Source organism: Pseudomonas sp. KH_050, from assembly GCF_057838875.1.
The window spans coordinates 1,968,368-1,985,508 of sequence record NZ_CM174478.1 but is presented as its reverse complement, the minus strand read 5'-3'; the positions used below and the strand labels follow the sequence as shown (position 1 = coordinate 1,985,508).

The 17,141-nt window shown below is 58.7% G+C and carries 13 protein-coding genes; 8 read left to right on the top strand and 5 right to left on the bottom strand.

The genetic code is table 11. The features are described 5' to 3' along the window. Positions 1-87: 87 nt before the first annotated feature. The gene (locus AC3IUA_RS09155; protein ID WP_489360189.1) at positions 88-294 is read left to right on the top strand and encodes a hypothetical protein; all 207 of its coding nucleotides are present in this window, start codon (positions 88-90) and stop codon (positions 292-294) included. 22 nt (positions 295-316) lie between these two features. On the opposite strand, the gene AC3IUA_RS09150 is transcribed toward AC3IUA_RS09155, so the two are convergent. Beyond that, the gene (locus tag AC3IUA_RS09150; RefSeq protein WP_489360187.1) at positions 317-1,354 is read right to left on the bottom strand and encodes an AraC family transcriptional regulator; all 1,038 of its coding nucleotides are present in this window, start codon (positions 1,352-1,354) and stop codon (positions 317-319) included. Positions 1,355-1,563: 209 nt separating this feature from the next. On the opposite strand from AC3IUA_RS09150, the gene AC3IUA_RS09145 reads away from it, so the two are divergent. The 7 genes from AC3IUA_RS09145 to AC3IUA_RS09115 all read left to right on the top strand — a co-directional run bounded on the left by AC3IUA_RS09145 (position 1,564) and on the right by AC3IUA_RS09115 (position 11,155). Then, complete coding sequence (locus tag AC3IUA_RS09145) at positions 1,564-2,832, top strand: OprD family porin (RefSeq protein WP_489360186.1); 1,269 nt, start codon at positions 1,564-1,566, stop codon at positions 2,830-2,832. A gap of 374 nt (positions 2,833-3,206) precedes the next feature. Then, the gene (locus AC3IUA_RS09140) at positions 3,207-4,844 is read left to right on the top strand and encodes a long-chain-fatty-acid--CoA ligase (RefSeq protein ID WP_489360185.1); all 1,638 of its coding nucleotides are present in this window, start codon (positions 3,207-3,209) and stop codon (positions 4,842-4,844) included. Positions 4,845-4,869: 25 nt separating this feature from the next. Continuing rightward, positions 4,870-5,649 carry a crotonase/enoyl-CoA hydratase family protein gene (locus tag AC3IUA_RS09135; RefSeq protein ID WP_489360183.1) on the top strand — a complete coding sequence of 260 codons (780 nt, stop codon included), beginning with the start codon at positions 4,870-4,872 and terminating at the stop codon, positions 5,647-5,649. Between the two features lie 98 nt (positions 5,650-5,747). After that, positions 5,748-6,062, top strand: coding sequence for a DUF485 domain-containing protein (locus tag AC3IUA_RS09130; RefSeq protein ID WP_489360181.1), 315 nt, complete (start codon positions 5,748-5,750; stop codon positions 6,060-6,062). Beyond that, on the top strand, positions 6,059-7,723 hold the full coding sequence (gene actP / locus AC3IUA_RS09125) for a cation/acetate symporter ActP (protein ID WP_489360179.1): 1,665 nt from the start codon (positions 6,059-6,061) through the stop codon (positions 7,721-7,723). The genes AC3IUA_RS09130 and actP overlap by 4 nt, the downstream gene beginning before the upstream one ends. A gap of 29 nt (positions 7,724-7,752) precedes the next feature. Then, positions 7,753-9,534 carry an acyl-CoA dehydrogenase gene (locus tag AC3IUA_RS09120; RefSeq protein ID WP_489360178.1) on the top strand — a complete coding sequence of 594 codons (1,782 nt, stop codon included), beginning with the start codon at positions 7,753-7,755 and terminating at the stop codon, positions 9,532-9,534. A gap of 124 nt (positions 9,535-9,658) precedes the next feature. Next, on the top strand, positions 9,659-11,155 hold the full coding sequence (locus AC3IUA_RS09115) for a CoA-acylating methylmalonate-semialdehyde dehydrogenase (protein ID WP_489360177.1): 1,497 nt from the start codon (positions 9,659-9,661) through the stop codon (positions 11,153-11,155). A 661-nt stretch (positions 11,156-11,816) separates the two neighbouring features. Here the strand turns inward: AC3IUA_RS09115 and AC3IUA_RS09110 are convergent. The 4 genes from AC3IUA_RS09110 to AC3IUA_RS09095 all read right to left on the bottom strand — a co-directional run bounded on the left by AC3IUA_RS09110 (position 11,817) and on the right by AC3IUA_RS09095 (position 17,138). Next, a complete protein-coding gene (locus tag AC3IUA_RS09110; protein WP_489360176.1) occupies positions 11,817-12,857 on the bottom strand; it encodes a 3-ketosteroid-9-alpha-monooxygenase, oxygenase component in 1,041 nt (346 codons plus the stop codon). Between the two features lie 182 nt (positions 12,858-13,039). Continuing rightward, positions 13,040-14,452 (bottom strand): DUF1329 domain-containing protein, encoded by a 1,413-nt coding sequence (locus AC3IUA_RS09105; protein ID WP_489360174.1) that lies wholly within the window; start codon positions 14,450-14,452, stop codon positions 13,040-13,042. A 112-nt stretch (positions 14,453-14,564) separates the two neighbouring features. Next, positions 14,565-15,773 carry a helix-turn-helix transcriptional regulator gene (locus tag AC3IUA_RS09100; RefSeq protein ID WP_489360172.1) on the bottom strand — a complete coding sequence of 403 codons (1,209 nt, stop codon included), beginning with the start codon at positions 15,771-15,773 and terminating at the stop codon, positions 14,565-14,567. Between the two features lie 156 nt (positions 15,774-15,929). Continuing rightward, a complete protein-coding gene (locus AC3IUA_RS09095) occupies positions 15,930-17,138 on the bottom strand; it encodes an acetyl-CoA C-acyltransferase (RefSeq protein WP_489360170.1) in 1,209 nt (402 codons plus the stop codon). Positions 17,139-17,141 lie beyond the last annotated feature (3 nt).

The window sequence follows — 17,141 nt, the reverse complement described above, 5'->3', positions numbered from 1 at the left end:
AGAGCGACATAATTCTGACGCGGCGGCAATTAAATCAACATTCAAGGACTCCAGCGATGCGCTTGGTCAGTCACCGGGAGATGTAACGTGTCAACTCTCAATGAAATCGCAATGAACCACGCGAGAATGGCTAAGGCACTGGCTGAGGAGTCGACCGAGTCAAGTGAACGACACTCCCAGATCGTGGGAAGTATCGAAGCTCCATCCACTCATGCGAAACAGCACGTACCGCTGCATCTACTTGCCGGAATGAAGGATAACCATCCCGCGCAGGTAACCGGCTACCTGGTCTGACTACGCGCGATCCGGGCGTCTTTCAGATAGCGTCTTTTGCGGGAACAGTGTCAGTGCACCGGTAAGACCCGGGTGTACTGCCTGTCCACCCCCGAAACGCGCGATGGAATACTGCGTTGGAGTCAAAGCCCAACCCCAAAGCAATTTGGGTGATCGAGAGATCCGTGTGAATCAGCTGCTGCACGGCGATATCTCGACGCAAGGCGTCCTTGACCAGCTGGTAGCTAGTCCCTTCCTCCTTGAGCCTGCGGGTCAATGTGCGAGTGGACATGAGCAGCGCGATGGCAGCGCCCTGCAAACTGTCATCATTCTTCAGGTTCGACAATAAGTATTGGCGCACCTGCTGAGCCACCAGGCGCTCTTTCAAGGTGGTGAACAACCAGTAGCGCGGGGCGTCCTTAAGAAAGGGCAGTAGCTCGGCCTTATTGCGGCGAAATCTGCGCGCCCCCCACTCAACGTCAAAACAGAGTGCTGTACAAGGTTGCTCGAAGCTGATCGGCGCAGAGAACATGTGCATGTATTCCGAGGCATACACGGGCCGTGGAAAGGAGAACATTACGCTGCGCAGAGGAATTTCCTGCCCAATCAACCATGACGCAACACCATGGGCCAGCTTCATCATTAACTCATGGCCGAAGCGCTGTAACCTGGCGGTGCTGTCACGTGCTTCGAGGGAAATGACAATCCTGCCCGAGTCTTCGGTGTAACCGAGCTGGTAGTCATCAAGCAACAAGTTCCAGAATCGAGTGAAACGGTACATGGCGTTGGAAAGAGAACTGGCGTCAAGAAGACTCAAGCACAAGTACTTGAGCGTGCCACTCCGAATACGCCGGGACCATAACCCCATCATTTCGTCACCAGTGCCCACGGCCACTTGCTGGTACAAGCGCACAAACTGATCGTAGGTCACCCTCGCGTCCGGCGTTCCCAGCAAGTGTTGGGCGATACCTGCTGCAGCGACAAAACCCTGAATGTCGGTTCGGCTACAGATATTGGTAGCCCCCTGTAACAGTCCCTGGACAAAGGTCATAGACAAGGTGTTATCCACCGGATGATCCATGCGTCCCCACTCCTCTGCGCAGCGCCAGACTGGCGTGATATGCAAATAAATCGGCGTATCGGGTTATTTCAAGCCCGATAAGGAGCTGGTTAAGCTAAGGCTCAATCGGCACCGAACCCTACCCGAACCCAGAGCCATATCAAAACACAAGTGGCGGGTAATGCAAATCTGATAGTTCGATGCAAGGACCACTAAAAAGGGGCTTCTCCATGGACCGTAACACCCGCACACGCGTTACCCGGCTGCTGCTGGCCGGCGGCGTCATCAGCCTCTCGGCACCCGCCGCAGCGGATTTTATCGAGGACAGCAAGGCCAGCCTTGAACTGCGCAACTTTTACTTCAACCGGGATTATCGTCAGACCAACGCCCCTCAATCCAGACAAGAGGAATGGGCGCAGGGCTTGCTGTTGCGCTATGAGTCTGGCTTCACTGAAGGCTTGATCGGTGTCGGTTTCGATGCCATCGGCCTGGTCGGCGTAAAACTCGACTCCAGTCCTGATCGTGCGGGCTCCGGGCTGCTCAAGCGCCATGGCGACACCCGCAAAGGTGCCCAGGACGAGTATGGCGAACTGGGGTTGAGCGCCAAGTTGCGCGCCTCCAAAAGTGTGCTGAAACTCGGCACCCTGCAGCCCAAGGTACCGACCCTCCTGGCCAACGATTCACGGCTGCTGCCACAAACCTTCGAAGGCGGTCAGCTGACGTCGCTGGAAATCGAAGGCCTGACCGTGGATGCCGGACGGTTGACGCAGGTCAACCAGCGCGACTCCTCGAATTATGAGGATATGGGCATCACCCGAACCGGTGCCAAAGGCATCACGACGCGTCATGCGGACAGCGACAGCTTCGATTTCGCCAGCCTGAATTACAAATGGACCAGCAACCTCGCCACCGGCTACAGCTACGGTCACCTCGACAACTTCTACAGCCAGCACCTGGTGAACCTGACCTACGTGTTACCGGTGACGACGAGCCAGTCATTCAAGACCGATCTGCGCTTCGCCCGCTCCACGGACGATGGCGGTAGCAACGTCGACAACCGCGCCTTGGGCGCGATGTTCAGCTACAGCCTTGGAGGTAATGCGTTCGGTCTGGGCTATCAAGCCATGAACGGCGACACCGGCTACGCCTACATCAACGGCAGCGATGCGTTCCTGGTGAACTTCGTACAGATCGGCGACTTCGCCAGCAAGGACGAACAGTCCTGGCAGGCGCGCTACGACTACAACTTCGCGGCCATTGGCGTGCCTGGCCTGTCCTTCATGACTCGCTACATCAACGGCTCGAACATTGACCTGGGCGGCAACCGTCCCGAAGGCAAGGAGTGGGAACGCGATACCGACATCGGCTATGTCATACAGGGTGGCCCGCTGAAAAATGTCGGCGTGAAATGGCGTAATGCGACAGTTCGTTCGAGCAACTTTGGCAGCGACCTGGATGAGAACCGCCTGATCGTCAGTTATAGCCTGCCAATCTGGTAAACAACTGGACTCATCCAGTTAACGAACGCACCAGACACGCTGCACCTGGGCCACGCCCCGCGCCCTCCTTCATATGCCCCATATGCCCCAAGCGCACTGCATACCCTAAAACGATTCCTGCATCGAACAAGTTTGGCGAGATATGCAAATAAATAGGCGGATCGGGTTATTTCAAGCCCGATACCTCACTGGCTAAGCTAGAGCTGTACCAATGGTTAAAGCGACCTTGACCAAAAGACACCATTTAACAGATCACAACGCAGTGGCAGGTAATGCAAGTCTGCCACTCACCGAAACACTCTATCCAGCCGTCCAAAAGACTGCCCACTAATAAAAACAATGGAGAGTTAACCATGCTGTTACATGGCGGAATGATGAACCAGCCTCTTCTCATTTCTTCGATCATCACCCACGCGGCGCGTAACTCCGGCAGCCATGAAGTGGTGTCGCAGCAATCGGATGGCAGTCTCCATCGCTACACCTATGCCACCTGCGAGCAGCGCAGCAAACGACTGGCCGGTGCTCTGCTGGAGTTGGGAGTCTGTCAGGGTGATCGCGTGGCCACACTGGCCTGGAACGGCTATCGCCATCTGGAAATCTACTACGGTGTTTCCGGGCTCGGCGCGGTCTGCCATACCGTCAACCCCAGGCTGCATGTGCAACAGATTGTCTACATCATCAATCATGCCCAGGACGTCGTGGTGTGTTACGACATCGGCTTCGCGGCGCTGATCGCTCAGATCACCGGGCTATGTCCAAGCGTGCGTCACTGGATCGCGCTAACCGACATCGAGCATGCCGAAGGTTCTCTGAGTTACGAGGCATTGCTTCGCCAGGCCATCGCCCTTGAGCACTGGCCCGAGTTCGATGAGAACACCGCTTCAGGTCTGTGCTACACCTCGGGAACCACCGGGCAACCCAAGGGCGTCCTGTACTCCCACCGCTCCACGCTGCTCCAGGCATACGCCGCCTCTCATCCCGACGCGATGGGTATCAGCGCACACGACGTGGTAATGCCGCTGGTGCCCATGTTTCACGTCAACGCCTGGGGACTGCCCTATACGGCGCTAATGGCGGGTTCCAAGCTGGTCCTGCCGGGCAGCCGGCTGGATGGCGCCTCGCTGCAAGCACTCTGTGACGGCGAAGGCGTGACCTTTTCGGCAGGCGTGCCTTCAGTCTGGCAGGGCTACATCGAAACCCTTCAGGCCAGTGGTCAGCGACCGCGAACCCTGCGCAGAGCCTACATCGGAGGATCAGCCTGTCCGCCAGCGATGTTCGGCGCACTCCATGAGCTAGGCGTCGATGTCACTCACTCCTGGGGCATGACCGAGGTGTCGCCCCTGGGAACGGCTTGCCGTCTGCTGCCCAAACACGCTGGCGAGGATAATCAAAGCAGAATCCGGGTGCTGGCCAAGCAGGGACGCGAGTTGTTTGGCTTCGAGATGCGCACGGTCGATGAAGCCGGCATGGCCCGGCCCCGAGACGGGCATCAGCCAGGCAACCTTATGGTGCGTGGCAACTGGGTGGTCCGTGATTACTACCAGAGCGACTCAACGACGTTGACCGAAGGCTGGTTCGACACCGGTGACATGGCCACCATCGACGAAGACGGCTACCTGCTGATCACCGACCGCTGCAAAGATGTCATCAAGTCTGGTGGCGAATGGATCTCCTCCATCGACCTGGAAAACATCGCCATGGCCCATCCCAAGATCCACATGGCCGCCTGCATTTCCTGCGATCACCAACGCTGGGGTGAACGCCCTCTGCTGGTCGCTGTTGCCAAGCCTGACACGCAAGTCGATGCCGCTGAGTTGTTGGCTTTCTTCGAACACAAGGTCGCCAAATGGTGGATACCCGATGACGTCCTGTTCATCGAGGACATGCCTCTGACCGCCACCGGCAAGCTATTCAAACTCGCCCTGCGCGAGCGCTATCGCGATCACTACGAGCGCCCGTCATCGACTGGCGGCGATACACAGAGCCCTCCCCTGAACCAGGCACAAGCCTGACCCATCATTGCTATCTGGAGTCTGTATGAACGAGCCCTTCCTGAAAATCGAACTGCGCGGCACCATCGCGATCGTCACGCTCAATCGTTCACACAAACGCAACGCGTTGGATGAACAGGCGATTGCCGCCCTGGATGATTTCTTCTCCACGGTTCCAACGAGCGTACGCGCCATCGTACTGGCTGCTGCGGGCCCGCATTTCTGTGCCGGCCTGGACCTTAAAGAACACCATGACAAAGAGCGCTCGGCGATTGATTTCATGCGTGTATGTCAGGCATGGCACCGCGCCTTTGACAAAATCCAGCATGGCGGCATCCCGGTGATTGCGGCCATGCAGGGGGCGGTTGTCGGCGGCGGGCTGGAACTCGCTGCAGCGGCCCATGTGCGGGTGGCAGATTCCACCGCCTACTTCGCTCTACCCGAAGGCCAGCGCGGTATTTTTACCGGCGGTGGCGCCACCGTGCGCGTGGCACGGATCATCTCCGCCAACCGGATGGTCGAGATGATGCTGACTGGACGCGCACTCGACGCCCGCGAGGGGCATCGGTTGGGTCTGGCCCATTACCTGTGCGAGCAAGGCCAGGATGTGCTCGAACAGGCCATCGAGCTGGCCCAGCGTATTGCCTCGAACGCCGCGCTGTCCAACTACGCCATCGTCAGCTCAATCAACCGCATTGCCGACATGTCCTCAACCGACGGTCTGTTCGCCGAGGGCTTGATGGCTGCGGTGGTCCAGACCGGACACGATGTTCAGCGGCGTCTCGGAGATTTCGTCGAGAAGCGCACCGAGAAAGTCAGAGTCTGAGCCCGTTCAGGGCCGTCATGCATCACCTGCCACCGTCGTGGCAGGACCATAACAAAAAACTCCACCCGATCACCTCTCAGGTATTAAGGAGCGGCAGCATGTCATCGAACCTCGTTTATCAGAAGATCCGCGAAAACCCCCAGTATCGCTCCCTGGTGCTGGGCCGCAGCCGACTGGCCTTTACCCTTAGCGCCGTGGTACTGGGCCTCTACTTCCTGTTCATCGCTTCGGTATCGTGGCAACCGCAACTGCTGACGCATGTGCCCCTGAGTAGCGGCAGCCTGACCATCGGAATCTGGGCTGCATTAATCCTGATTGTCGGTTCATGGTTGCTGACAGGCCTCTACGTGCTGCGCGCAAATAACCAGTTCGACAAGTTGACCCAGGCGCTGCTTGAAGGGGTGCGGCCATGAAGCTCATCACTCGGGTAACGGTATTCAGCCTACTGTCCGCCGTCAGCTTCGTGGCGGTTGCGCAGGCCTCGCTTCAGAGCGCCCGCGCTCCTAACATTACGGCGATTGTGATCTTCCTGGCGTTCGTTATCACCACGATAGGCATCACCTATTGGGCTGCCGGGCGCACACGCTCGACGGCCGACTTTTATACGGCGGGGGGTGGAATCGGCGGCGTGCAAAACGGCTTCGCGATTGCCGGGGATTATATGTCGGCGGCAACTCTGCTGGGTGTTTCAAGCATGGTCTTCAGCACAGGTTTCGACGGCATGATCTATTCCGTCAGCGCATTTCTGGGTTGGCCGTTGATCATGTTTTTGATGGCTGAGCGACTGCGCAACCTTGGACGCTTCACGCTCGCCGACATCATCTCCTACCGCCTCGACCCGGTGGGCACACGGGTGTTTTCAGCCTGCAGTTCGCTGATCATCGTCTGTTTTTATCTGATCGTACAAATGGTCGGCGCGGGTCAGTTGATCAACCTGTTGTTCGGGCTCGATTACGAGGTCGCTGTCATCTGCGTCGGCGTGTTGATGGTGGTCTATGTGACATTCGGCGGTATGGTCGCCACGACCTGGGTGCAGATCATCAAGGCTGTCCTGCTGCTCGGCGGCGGCCTGTTCCTGACGCTGCTGGCATTCAAGCACTTCGGCTTCAGCCTGGAGCGCATGGTGGACAGCGCGGTTGCCGGTCACCAGAGCGGTAGCGCAATACTCGGGCCGTTGAAGTTCGCCAGTGATCCGCTCTCCATCATCTCGATGTGTCTGGGTCTGGTGTTTGGAGTGGCAGGCCTGCCGCATATCATGATGCGTTTCTTCACCGTCCCGGATGCCAAGGCAGCGCGCCAGTCGGTTTTTGTGGCCACCGGTTTGATCGGGCTGTTCTTCATCGTGGTCTGCGTGCTGGGAATGTCGGCGATCAGCATCGTCGGACAACAACCGAGATTCTTCGAACAGGGGATCATAGGCGGCACGCTTCTCGGTGGCGGCAATATGCCAGTTATGCACCTGGCCCAGGCTCTGGGTGGCGACCTGATGTTCGGGTTCCTGGCTGCCGTGGCCTTCGCCACCATCCTTGCCGTCGTTTCCGGCCTGGCCCTGGCCGGTGCTTCAGCCCTCTCCCATGACCTGTATGCCAATGTCCTGTGCAAGGGAAAATCCACCAGCCGCAATGAAATGCGTGTCAGCCGCTGGGCAACCCTGGGTCTGGGCATAGTCGCCATTGCCTTGGGGATTGTCTTCAAAGGTCAGAACGTGGCGTTTCTCGTCGCACTGACATTCGGCATCGCCGCCTCATCGAACTTCCCGATACTGCTGCTGGCCATGTATTGGCAAGGATTGACTAGCCGGGGAGCCATTTGTGGTGGCCTGGCCGGCCTTATCAGCTCTGTTGCCTTGGTCGTGCTGTCTCCCGGGGTCTGGGTCAAGGTGCTGCATCATCCCGAAGCCATCTTTCCTTTCGACTACCCCGCGCTGTTCTCGATGCCCTTGGCCTTCGGTATCGCCTGGGCAGTCTCGTGCCTTGATCGTAGCCCGGCTGCAAACCTTGAAAGGTCTGCCTTCGAACCGCAGAGCGTACGCGCCGAAACTGGCTGGGGCGCCAATCAAGCGGCGCAACATTGACTATCTGAACGACTTCCGAGGAGTTACCGATGAGCTATCAAGCCCCGGTTAAAGAGATGCGCTTCGTCATCAATGAGTTGGCAGACCTGGCCGCCATCACCCGGCAACCTGGCATGGAGGACGCAAGTCCCGATGTGGTGCAGGCGGTGCTCGATGAGTCGGCGAAATTCACTATGGAGGTGATTGCACCCCTCAATCACGCTGGCGACGTTCAAGGGTGCCGGTTGATCGCAGGCGAAGTCCTCACCCCTTCCGGCTTCAAGGAAGCCTTCGCCCGGTTTGCCGACAGTGGTTGGCAGGGGCTGGCGCACCCCCACCGATTGGGTGGCGCAGGGCTGCCGAAACTGGTCAGCACGGCCTGCAATGAAATGCTCAATTCAGCGAACATGGCCTTTGCTCTGTGCCCACTGTTGACCGATGGCGCGATCGAAGCCTTGCTGATGGCCGGCAGCAAGGAACAGCAGGATTACTATTTGCCACGCCTGATATCGGGAGAATGGACCGGCACCATGAACCTGACCGAACCCCAGGCAGGCTCGGATCTGTCCCTCTTGCGCAGTCGTGCCGAACCCATTGGCGATGGTCGCTATCGCGTATTCGGCAGCAAGATTTTCATCACCTATGGGCAGCACGATATGGCGAGCAATATCGTGCATTTGGTGCTGGCACGCGTACCCGGTGCGCCGGAAGGCGTCAAAGGTATTTCCCTGTTTGTGGTTCCCAGGTTCCTGCAAGATGCGGACGGCCGTCTGAATCTGCGCAACGACATAGAGTGTCTGAGCCTGGAACATAAGCTGGGGGTTAGAGCCAGCCCTACGGCAATCCTGCAGTTTGGCGATCATGGCGGTGCGATCGGTACCTTGATCGGCGAGGAGAACCGAGGCCTGGAATACATGTTCATCATGATGAACTCGGCGCGTTATGCCGTCGGCATGCAAGGTGTCGCCATTGCCGAACGTGCCCGACAGCAAGCGACTGCCTATGCGCGGGTACGTGTCCAGGGCCGGGCATTGGACGGTAGCCATAGAACCGTTGCGATCATTGAGCATCCCGACGTCAAGCGCATGCTCCTGGACATGCGCGCTTTGACCGAAGGCAGCCGGGCAGCCGCCTATATGACTGCAGCTCATAGCGACCTGGCGACCCATCATGCAGATCCCCGGCAACGACGCGAGCATCAGGCGCTCTATGAGTTCCTGGTACCGATCATCAAGGGATGGTGCACCGAGATGGCCCAGGAAGTGACCAGCCTGGGCATACAAGTCCATGGTGGCATGGGCTTCATCGAGGAAACCGGCGCGGCTCAGCATTTCAGGGATGCGCGGATTTTGCCGATTTACGAAGGGACCACCGCCATTCAAGCCAATGATTTGATCGGTCGCAAGACGGTGCGCGATCAAGGCGCAGTGGCACGGTTGCTGGCCAGTCGCATTGAGGAAACCGAGAGCCAACTGCTCGCCAGTGGCAACCCGGATGCCTTGGCCGTTCACGGTCCGTTGCGCCAGGCTCGATTGGCCTTCGAGGCAGTGGTGGACCATGTGGTCGAACACCATCGTAGCTCGGCACAGACGATCTACGCCGAGGGCGTCGCTTACCTGACACTGTGCGGGATATTGGTCAGCGGCTGGCAACTGGCGCGCGCCCTGCTGATCAGCGAGTCACGACTCGCCGAAGACCAGAGCTTCTACGGCGCAAAAATCGTCGTCGCTCGCTACTTTGCCGGGCACTACCTCACGCGGGCCACAGCATTGCGCGATTGCGTGCTGTACGGCGGCGAAACGGTAAACCGCCTGGCAGCCGATGATCTCTAACACTACCAGGGTTCTGCAGCGCATCAATATTGGCCAACCTACCCCCCGCGTCTACGTACAAACGGGAAACTTCATCGGTTAAGCCCTGGCTCCCCCAGGACATCAAAATGAGAGAAAAACAGCAATGGCTACCATCCCCCATTTGATTCACGCAGAACGCATCGTCAGCGGCGGGCGTACTTGCAATGTATCCAACCCCTCCACCGGCGAGGATATTCATGTACTCGGCCTGGCTGACCGCGAAACTGTGCAAAAGGCCATCGACTCCGCCAGGCTAGCCTTTCCAGCCTGGCGCAATACGCCGCCGGCCAAGCGTGCCCAGGTGATGTTCCGCTTCAAGCAACTGCTCGAGCAGAACGAAGCACGTATCGCCCGGTTGATCAGCGAAGAGCACGGCAAAACCCTGGAAGATGCCGCTGGCGAACTCAAGCGCGGTATCGAGAACGTCGAATACGCCTGCTCGGCGCCGGAAATCCTCAAGGGCGAGTACAGCCGTAACGTCGGCCCGCGTATCGATGCCTGGTCAGATTTCCAGCCACTGGGCGTGGTTGCCGGGATTACCCCGTTCAACTTCCCGGCCATGGTCCCATTGTGGATGTACCCACTGGCGATCGTCTGCGGCAACTGCTTCATCCTCAAACCCTCCGAACGTGATCCGAGCTCAACACTGCTGATCGCCGAACTGCTGCATGAAGCCGGGCTGCCCAAAGGCGTATTGAACGTGGTGCACGGCGATAAGGAAGCGGTGGACGCGCTGATTCAAGCGCCGGAAGTCAAGGCGCTGAGTTTTGTCGGTTCGACGCCGATTGCCGAATACATCTATTGCGAAGCCACCAAGCGCGGTAAGCGTGTGCAGGCCTTGGGTGGCGCGAAGAACCACGCGGTGCTGATGCCGGATGCGGATCTGGATAACGCGGTCAGTGCCTTGATGGGCGCGGCTTACGGTTCGTGCGGTGAGCGCTGCATGGCGATCTCGGTGGCTGTGTGTGTTGGTGATCAGGTGGCGGATGCGCTGATCAGCAAACTGGTGCCGCAGATCAAGGCGCTGAAAATCGGTGCAGGTACAAATAGCGGTCTGGATATGGGCCCGCTGATTACCGGCGCACACCTGGACAAGGTAACCGGCTACATCGAAGACGGCGTGCAGGCTGGCGCTCAGCTGGTCGTCGACGGGCGCGGCTTGAGCGTAGCGGGTCACGAAGGCGGCTTCTTCCTCGGCGGCTGCCTGTTCGATCGCGTCACGCCAGCGATGCGCATCTATAAAGAAGAGATCTTCGGCCCGGTGCTGTGCATCGTGCGAGTCAATAGCCTGGAAGAGGCCATGCAACTAATCAACGATCACGAATACGGCAACGGCACCTGCATCTTCACCCGTGACGGTGAAGCGGCCCGTTTGTTCTGCGACGAAATCGAAGTCGGCATGGTCGGCGTCAACGTACCGTTGCCGGTTCCAGTGGCGTACCACAGCTTCGGCGGCTGGAAGCGCTCACTGTTCGGTGACCTGCATGCCTATGGCCCGGACGGCGTGCGTTTCTACACCCGGCGCAAGGCGATTACCCAACGCTGGCCACAACGTGCAAGTCTCGAGGCGGCGCAGTTCGCCTTCCCTAGCAACAGCTAGCAATGAGTTGCCTCATCGGCTAATAAAAGGTTCTTCACGCAATCCCGGAAAACACAGAAACAACAACGCCGGTTTGATTGATGATGTTTGTGCGAGCAAACACGTCGAACAAACCGGCGTATTTATGCTGGAGCAGCAGTGGAGCCGCAACGGCTGCGCATAGCCGAGAGAAGTAGATCAGCCAACAGGAAAAACGGGGCGTATCAGGACTGGAGGACTACACCACCGTGCGGCATGTGATGTTCAAGCATTAAAAGCAAAAAAGATCGCAGCTTGCGGCAGCTCCTTGGGATTAACGGACGGCGCGATATCCACAGCGCTACTGTCAGAGGGCTGGTCTGAATGCGAACACCCTAGCGAAAATTAGGCCAGCTCGGGACGTTCGAGCTGATGACGACACAGCTAGCGTAAAGCTTGCAAGCCTTGACGCTGGCCGATTCCGGCGGCTCCGAAAACTGCACGGTCAACACCAGGAACAACAGGATTAACAAAGGAACGTAATAGGCAAGAAGACTTTTTGTTTTCATTGTCAGTGCTCTCATGACCTTTTAATCGGACCTGCGTTTTGCAATAAAACCAAGGGCAGCGTGCCCTTCTGAACTGCCCTCACGAGCGGCAAGCGATGACTGGCTGCCTGCCTCTCGAAGGGAACCGTTACTGCTCAGCGCTCGTCGACCGTGACGATTTCGCGGCGTTCAGCCATGCTCGCGGGCACCTGATCTTCATCGGTAAAGAACTGCTTATACCACTCGCGCAATTGGTAGACCGGACCGTCGGTTTCCGCCAGCACCGGGTTGTCGATACGGATTTTATGCTTCCAGATATCCACGTCCTGATAGAACGAGGTGCGATTACCCATGATGTACGCTTTGGCAACTTCAATGTTCTGCTCTTCGCTCCAGCCGGGCACACGCTTGACCATGCAGCCGAAACGCAGGTCGAAGCTGTTGGCAGTCACAGGCACATGGCTGTTGAGCAAAATGGCGTGTATCCGCACATCGCCGAACATCGAGCTGATGTGAGTGAAGTGGGTCGCCGGGCCGTAGTAGGCTGACGGTGCGATCAGATCGCCGCCCAGGCGCTCGGAATCACCGTGGAATATCTGGTGGCCGATGTGCCCTTCGAAGATATTGGCGAAGTACTTGGTTGGTGTGCCGTGCACTGGGCCGAAGTGCATGGCGTCTACCAGGTTATCGACCAACTCCCGTGGGTTGGTTTCGATCAGCATGGTGTCGATGTTCCAGTCGTGAATCCAGTCCGCGTCGTCCATCTCGGCCAGGTGCGGAATGATCACGCCCTCTTTCGGCGGACGGCCTTCAGGGTTGTTCCAGACGAACAGCAGGTTGTTTTCCTCACAGGTCAACCAGCTGCGGGTCTTGGCCTTCGGTGGAATGCGCTTGCAGTAAGGAATCTCAACGCATTTACCGCTGGTGTCATATTTCCAGTGGTGGAACGGGCACACCACCGTGTCGTTTTCGATGGTGCCCCGGGACAGGTCGGCCCCCATGTGCGGGCAATGAGCGTCGAGGATGCTGATAGCACCCTTGCTGTCGGCAAACGCCACCAGGCGGACGCCAAAGATATTCAAGGTATGCAACTGGCCATCGCGGTAATCATCCGCCACGCCCAGACAGTGCCAGCCACGGGCGTAACGGTGAGTACGCTGGGCGTTTTCGATGCTGATTTCAGCGAGTTTCGTCATTGTTATTGTTCCTCGGTTGGAAACTTTGGGGAGCAATACACCCCCAAAAAAACAGGGTGAACCCATGACGGATATCATTAAGCGCCCCGGCAAGGGATTCATCCTTCACTTGGACTAGGTCAAACGAGATCCGCTCTCAAGGGGTTCACCTGTCAGCCTCTGCCATCCAAAATCTGCGTCGGCTATTGGCCAAACCGACGGGCGGCTTCCGGACCGAAATCCCGCGGGCTGAAGCCCGGCTTGTTCAACTGGTAGCCGTTGCGCTGTTCGTTGATCAGGTTGAACGCCAGGTAGCTGCCGGCATTCAGGTCGTGATAAAGCCCCACGCCCGCTTGTGGCCGCTGGCTTTCATAGGCGTAGAAAAAGTTGAGCATCGAGGTCCGCCACAGCTCGCCACGGTTGTCATAGTTATCGGCGAGCATCGGGAACCAGGTGTCTTCGTCGATATACAACTTGCGTTTGCCATACAGGTGGCGGTAACCCGGCTTGAGGGTGCCTTCCAGTTCCCAGACCCGATGGCGCTCATAGCGCATGGCATCCGGGTTGATATGGCCCGGAGTCAGCAGGTCAGCGTACTTGAGGTTGGCCGCGTGCAGGCGATAGGTGTTGTAGGGAATGAACATCTCGCGCTTGCCGACGATCTTCCAGTCATAGCGCTGGCCCGAGCCGTTGAACAGACGCACCTCGTCCACGGTGATCGAACCGCCGCTGCCGGGGAACGACATGTCGAAGCCATAACCCGGCGACTGCCGCACACGGCGGGTACCCGGGTCGTAACGCCAGGCCTGGCGAGGCTCGGTCTTGTCGTTCCAGAACTCGGTGCCGGTATTGATCTCGCCCTTGTCCCGCTGCGGCAGCAGGGTTTCGTTGAGGTAGAACGCCGAGTTGCCTACGGTCTCGCCTTTCTTGCCTGGCTCCAGCGACGGCGCCAGGTTGCGCGAATGCACGCGGCCCCAGTTGATGTTGCGGTCCTTGAGCACATAGGCATTGTCGGAGATGTATTCCTCGGTCCAGGCACGCAAGGTGAAGCTCGAGGCGTTCTTCAACAGTTCCAGGCCGCTGCGCGGTACTGGAAAGGCTGTGCCGCCGGTTTTGCCCACCACCCCTTCACCATCATCCACCAGTCGCGCGATGCTGGCGTTTTCGCGAGTGGCATTGCACACCGCGTCGTCGAAACGGAAATCCCGGTGCGAGGGGTAGATCGGCATTTTGTACGTAGCAGGGTAGAGCTTGAACAAGGCTTTCTGTCCATCAGACAGGTAGTCGCTGTATTGCGCCAGGTTGGCCGCAGTAATCACAAACAGCGGTTTTTCTTCCGGATACGGGTCAACCGGATGGTTGCCGGTCCCTTTGAAGTCCACGTGCGGTGGCACGCCCAGCCACTTGCCACTGAACGCCGGGATGCTGCCATCGGCATTGGCGCTCTTATCGGCACCGATGCAAGTCAAGTCTTTGCCCAGGCGCTCCACATCTTCCGGTGCGGCGTTTGCCGTACCGATTACACTGCATCCCAATAACAACCCCAGCACCCAGGTGGGAGTGGCGTTGGCAGCCCGCGAGACAAGACAACTGGAGGCCAGGTTACTGCCGGTCATTTTTATTCTCCTTGGTTACCGATAGCGGTCACCCAGTATCGGCAGCCCAAGGAAGGAGAAACATCGTCCGCACGGACTAACGCATTTTTGCGCGGCGCGGACGAAGAACAGGTTAACGCGCGTGCTCCGCCAATCCTGGCGAATGCGGTTCCGCCAACGCCACGACACTGTTGAGCATGATCCGCACCAGTTCGGTCTGGCGTCGTACACCGGTTTTGGAAAAGATCGAACGCAAGTGCGCGCGGGCGGTATTGCGACGGATGTTCAACGTCTGCGATGCCTCCTCCAGCGACAGTCCGTTGGCCAGCTCCAGGGCCAGCGCGGTTTCCGCTGGCGTCAGGTTGTACAGCTGCGAAGTCGCCACGTTACTCACCAGCGACTTGCTGACCGCGTCGCGCACATAGACCACGACCGTCGGTTTTCCCTTGCCCTCGACCAGTTCCTGCGTCGGTATCAATTCCACCACCACCCCCAGGCTGACTTTCCCCGAAGGCCGGGAAATCGACATTGCCTCGGCGCCCTGTAATCCAGCGCCGCCCTGCCTCGCCCGCTGAAAGGCGTTGCGTACCAGGCGCAGCAGCTCACGATTGTCACTCGGGTACGTCGCTTCGAGCCGGCCGCCGACGACTTTAAGGCCGTCCTGACTGTCGAGAATCTCCCGCGCCACCGAGTTGAGCTGCACCACACTGCCGTTTTCATCAAGGACGATAGTCGCCACCGCCATACGGCTGATGGTCTGCGAATACAGGCTGCCCAAGGATTCGCTGCGATCCAACTGCGAGTGCATGTGCAACGCGCGGCGCAAATGCGGCAAGAGCATCTCGCACATGGCTCGATCGACCCGGGAAAACCGCGCCTGATCCCGTGGCCGGTTGATCCGAAAACGCACGGTGCTGCCATCCGGCATGCGGATATCAGCGCCGAGCATCTGGTGACAGTTATGGGGTTGGCAGAACAGTAGATAAAAAGAAGAACTGACCCACTCGGCCTCGCTCATCAACTCATCCACAGTGAATACCGTGTCGGTGGGCAGACTGTCGAACAGCGTGGATTTGGAGTAGTAGGCGTAATGGTTGATGCCGCCCTCCCCCAGTTCGACGTCTCCGGCGACCATCATCGGCGACAAAAGTGGCTCATCCTGCACGCGCAGAATCAAGGTCACGAAATTCGCCTTGAACAGCGACCGCAGCTGGCGCAACGAATCACCCATGCAGCGAATATCCATGGCCGAATCGTACATGTTGCCGATGAGCCGTTCGTATTCGGCCAGCTCCAATCCCATCTCCGACAGGACCTGCGTATTCGTCAGGCGACTTTGCATAGCCACTCCCCCGGCAGCGGGCCCGGACTGCATGGCCCGCATCAATTTATTGGTAATGGGTTTAATCGTGTTCAACGCACCGTGCGTGCCCAGGCCACCCGAGACGTGGCATTGAGCCCAGGCACGCAATGACGTGGCGCGAAGGCTAGCCAGGGCTTACGGCAACTCGAACAAACCCGCCGCGCCCATGCCGCCGCCAATGCACATGGCGATCACCACATAACGGGCGCCGCGACGGCGACCTTCCAGCAGTGCGTGACCGACCATGCGCGCGCCGGACATGCCGAACGGGTGGCCGATGGCAATCGCGCCGCCGTTGACGTTCAGACGCTCCGCCGGGATGTGCAGTGCATCGCGGCAATGCAGGACCTGGCAGGCAAAGGCTTCGTTGATTTCCCACAGGCCGATATCCGACACGCTCAGGCCAAAGCGCTTGAGCAATTTCGGCACCGCCACCACTGGGCCAATGCCCATTTCCTCCGGCGCGCAGCCACCCACGGCAATGCCTCGGTAGATGCCCAACGGTGTCAGCCCCCGACGCTTGGCTTCAGCGCGGCTCATCAGCAGGCTGGCCGAGGCACCATCGGAAAACTGCGAAGCATTGCCAGCGGTAATGAATTCACCCTGCTCGATCCATTTGCCGTCCTTCCACACCGGTTTCAGCGAAGCCAGGTCTTCCAGGCGTGTGTTCGGTCGATTGCATTCGTCGCGCTCGACCCACACACGCTGATGGCCGCTGGGTTGGCCACCGGCATCGAAGCACAACTTGTCGACGCTCAAGCCGACGATTTCATCGTCGAACAAGCCGTCACGTTGGGCGGCGGCGGTGCGCAGTTGGCTCTGCAGGGAATACTCGTCCTGGGCGGCGCGGTTGATGCCATAACGGCGCGAGACAATTTCGGCGGTTTCCAGCATCGGGATATAGGCGCTGGGCATCACTTCCAGCACGGCTTCGGACTGGGCGCGATAGGTGTTTTTGTGCTTGGTCTGGGTCAGTGACAGCGACTCCACGCCACCGCCAATAGCGATGTTCATCTCGCCGGTCATGATGCCTTTGGCGGCTACGCCGATGCTCATCAGGCCCGAAGCGCACATGCGGTCCAGGGCCATCCCCGGCACGCTGTCCGGCAAGCCGCCGGTATAGGCGCTGAGGCGGCCGATGTTGTAGGCCTGGGTGCCCTGCTGCACCGCTGCGCCCATGATCACATCGTCCACTTCACCCGGTTCGATACCGGCGCGCTCGACCACCGCACGCACCACATGTCCGCCCAGTACCGGGGCTTCCGTATCGTTGAACGACCCACGAAACGACTTGGCGAGCGCGGTCCGCGCAGTGGCAACGATGACAACTTCATTCAGGTCCATGAC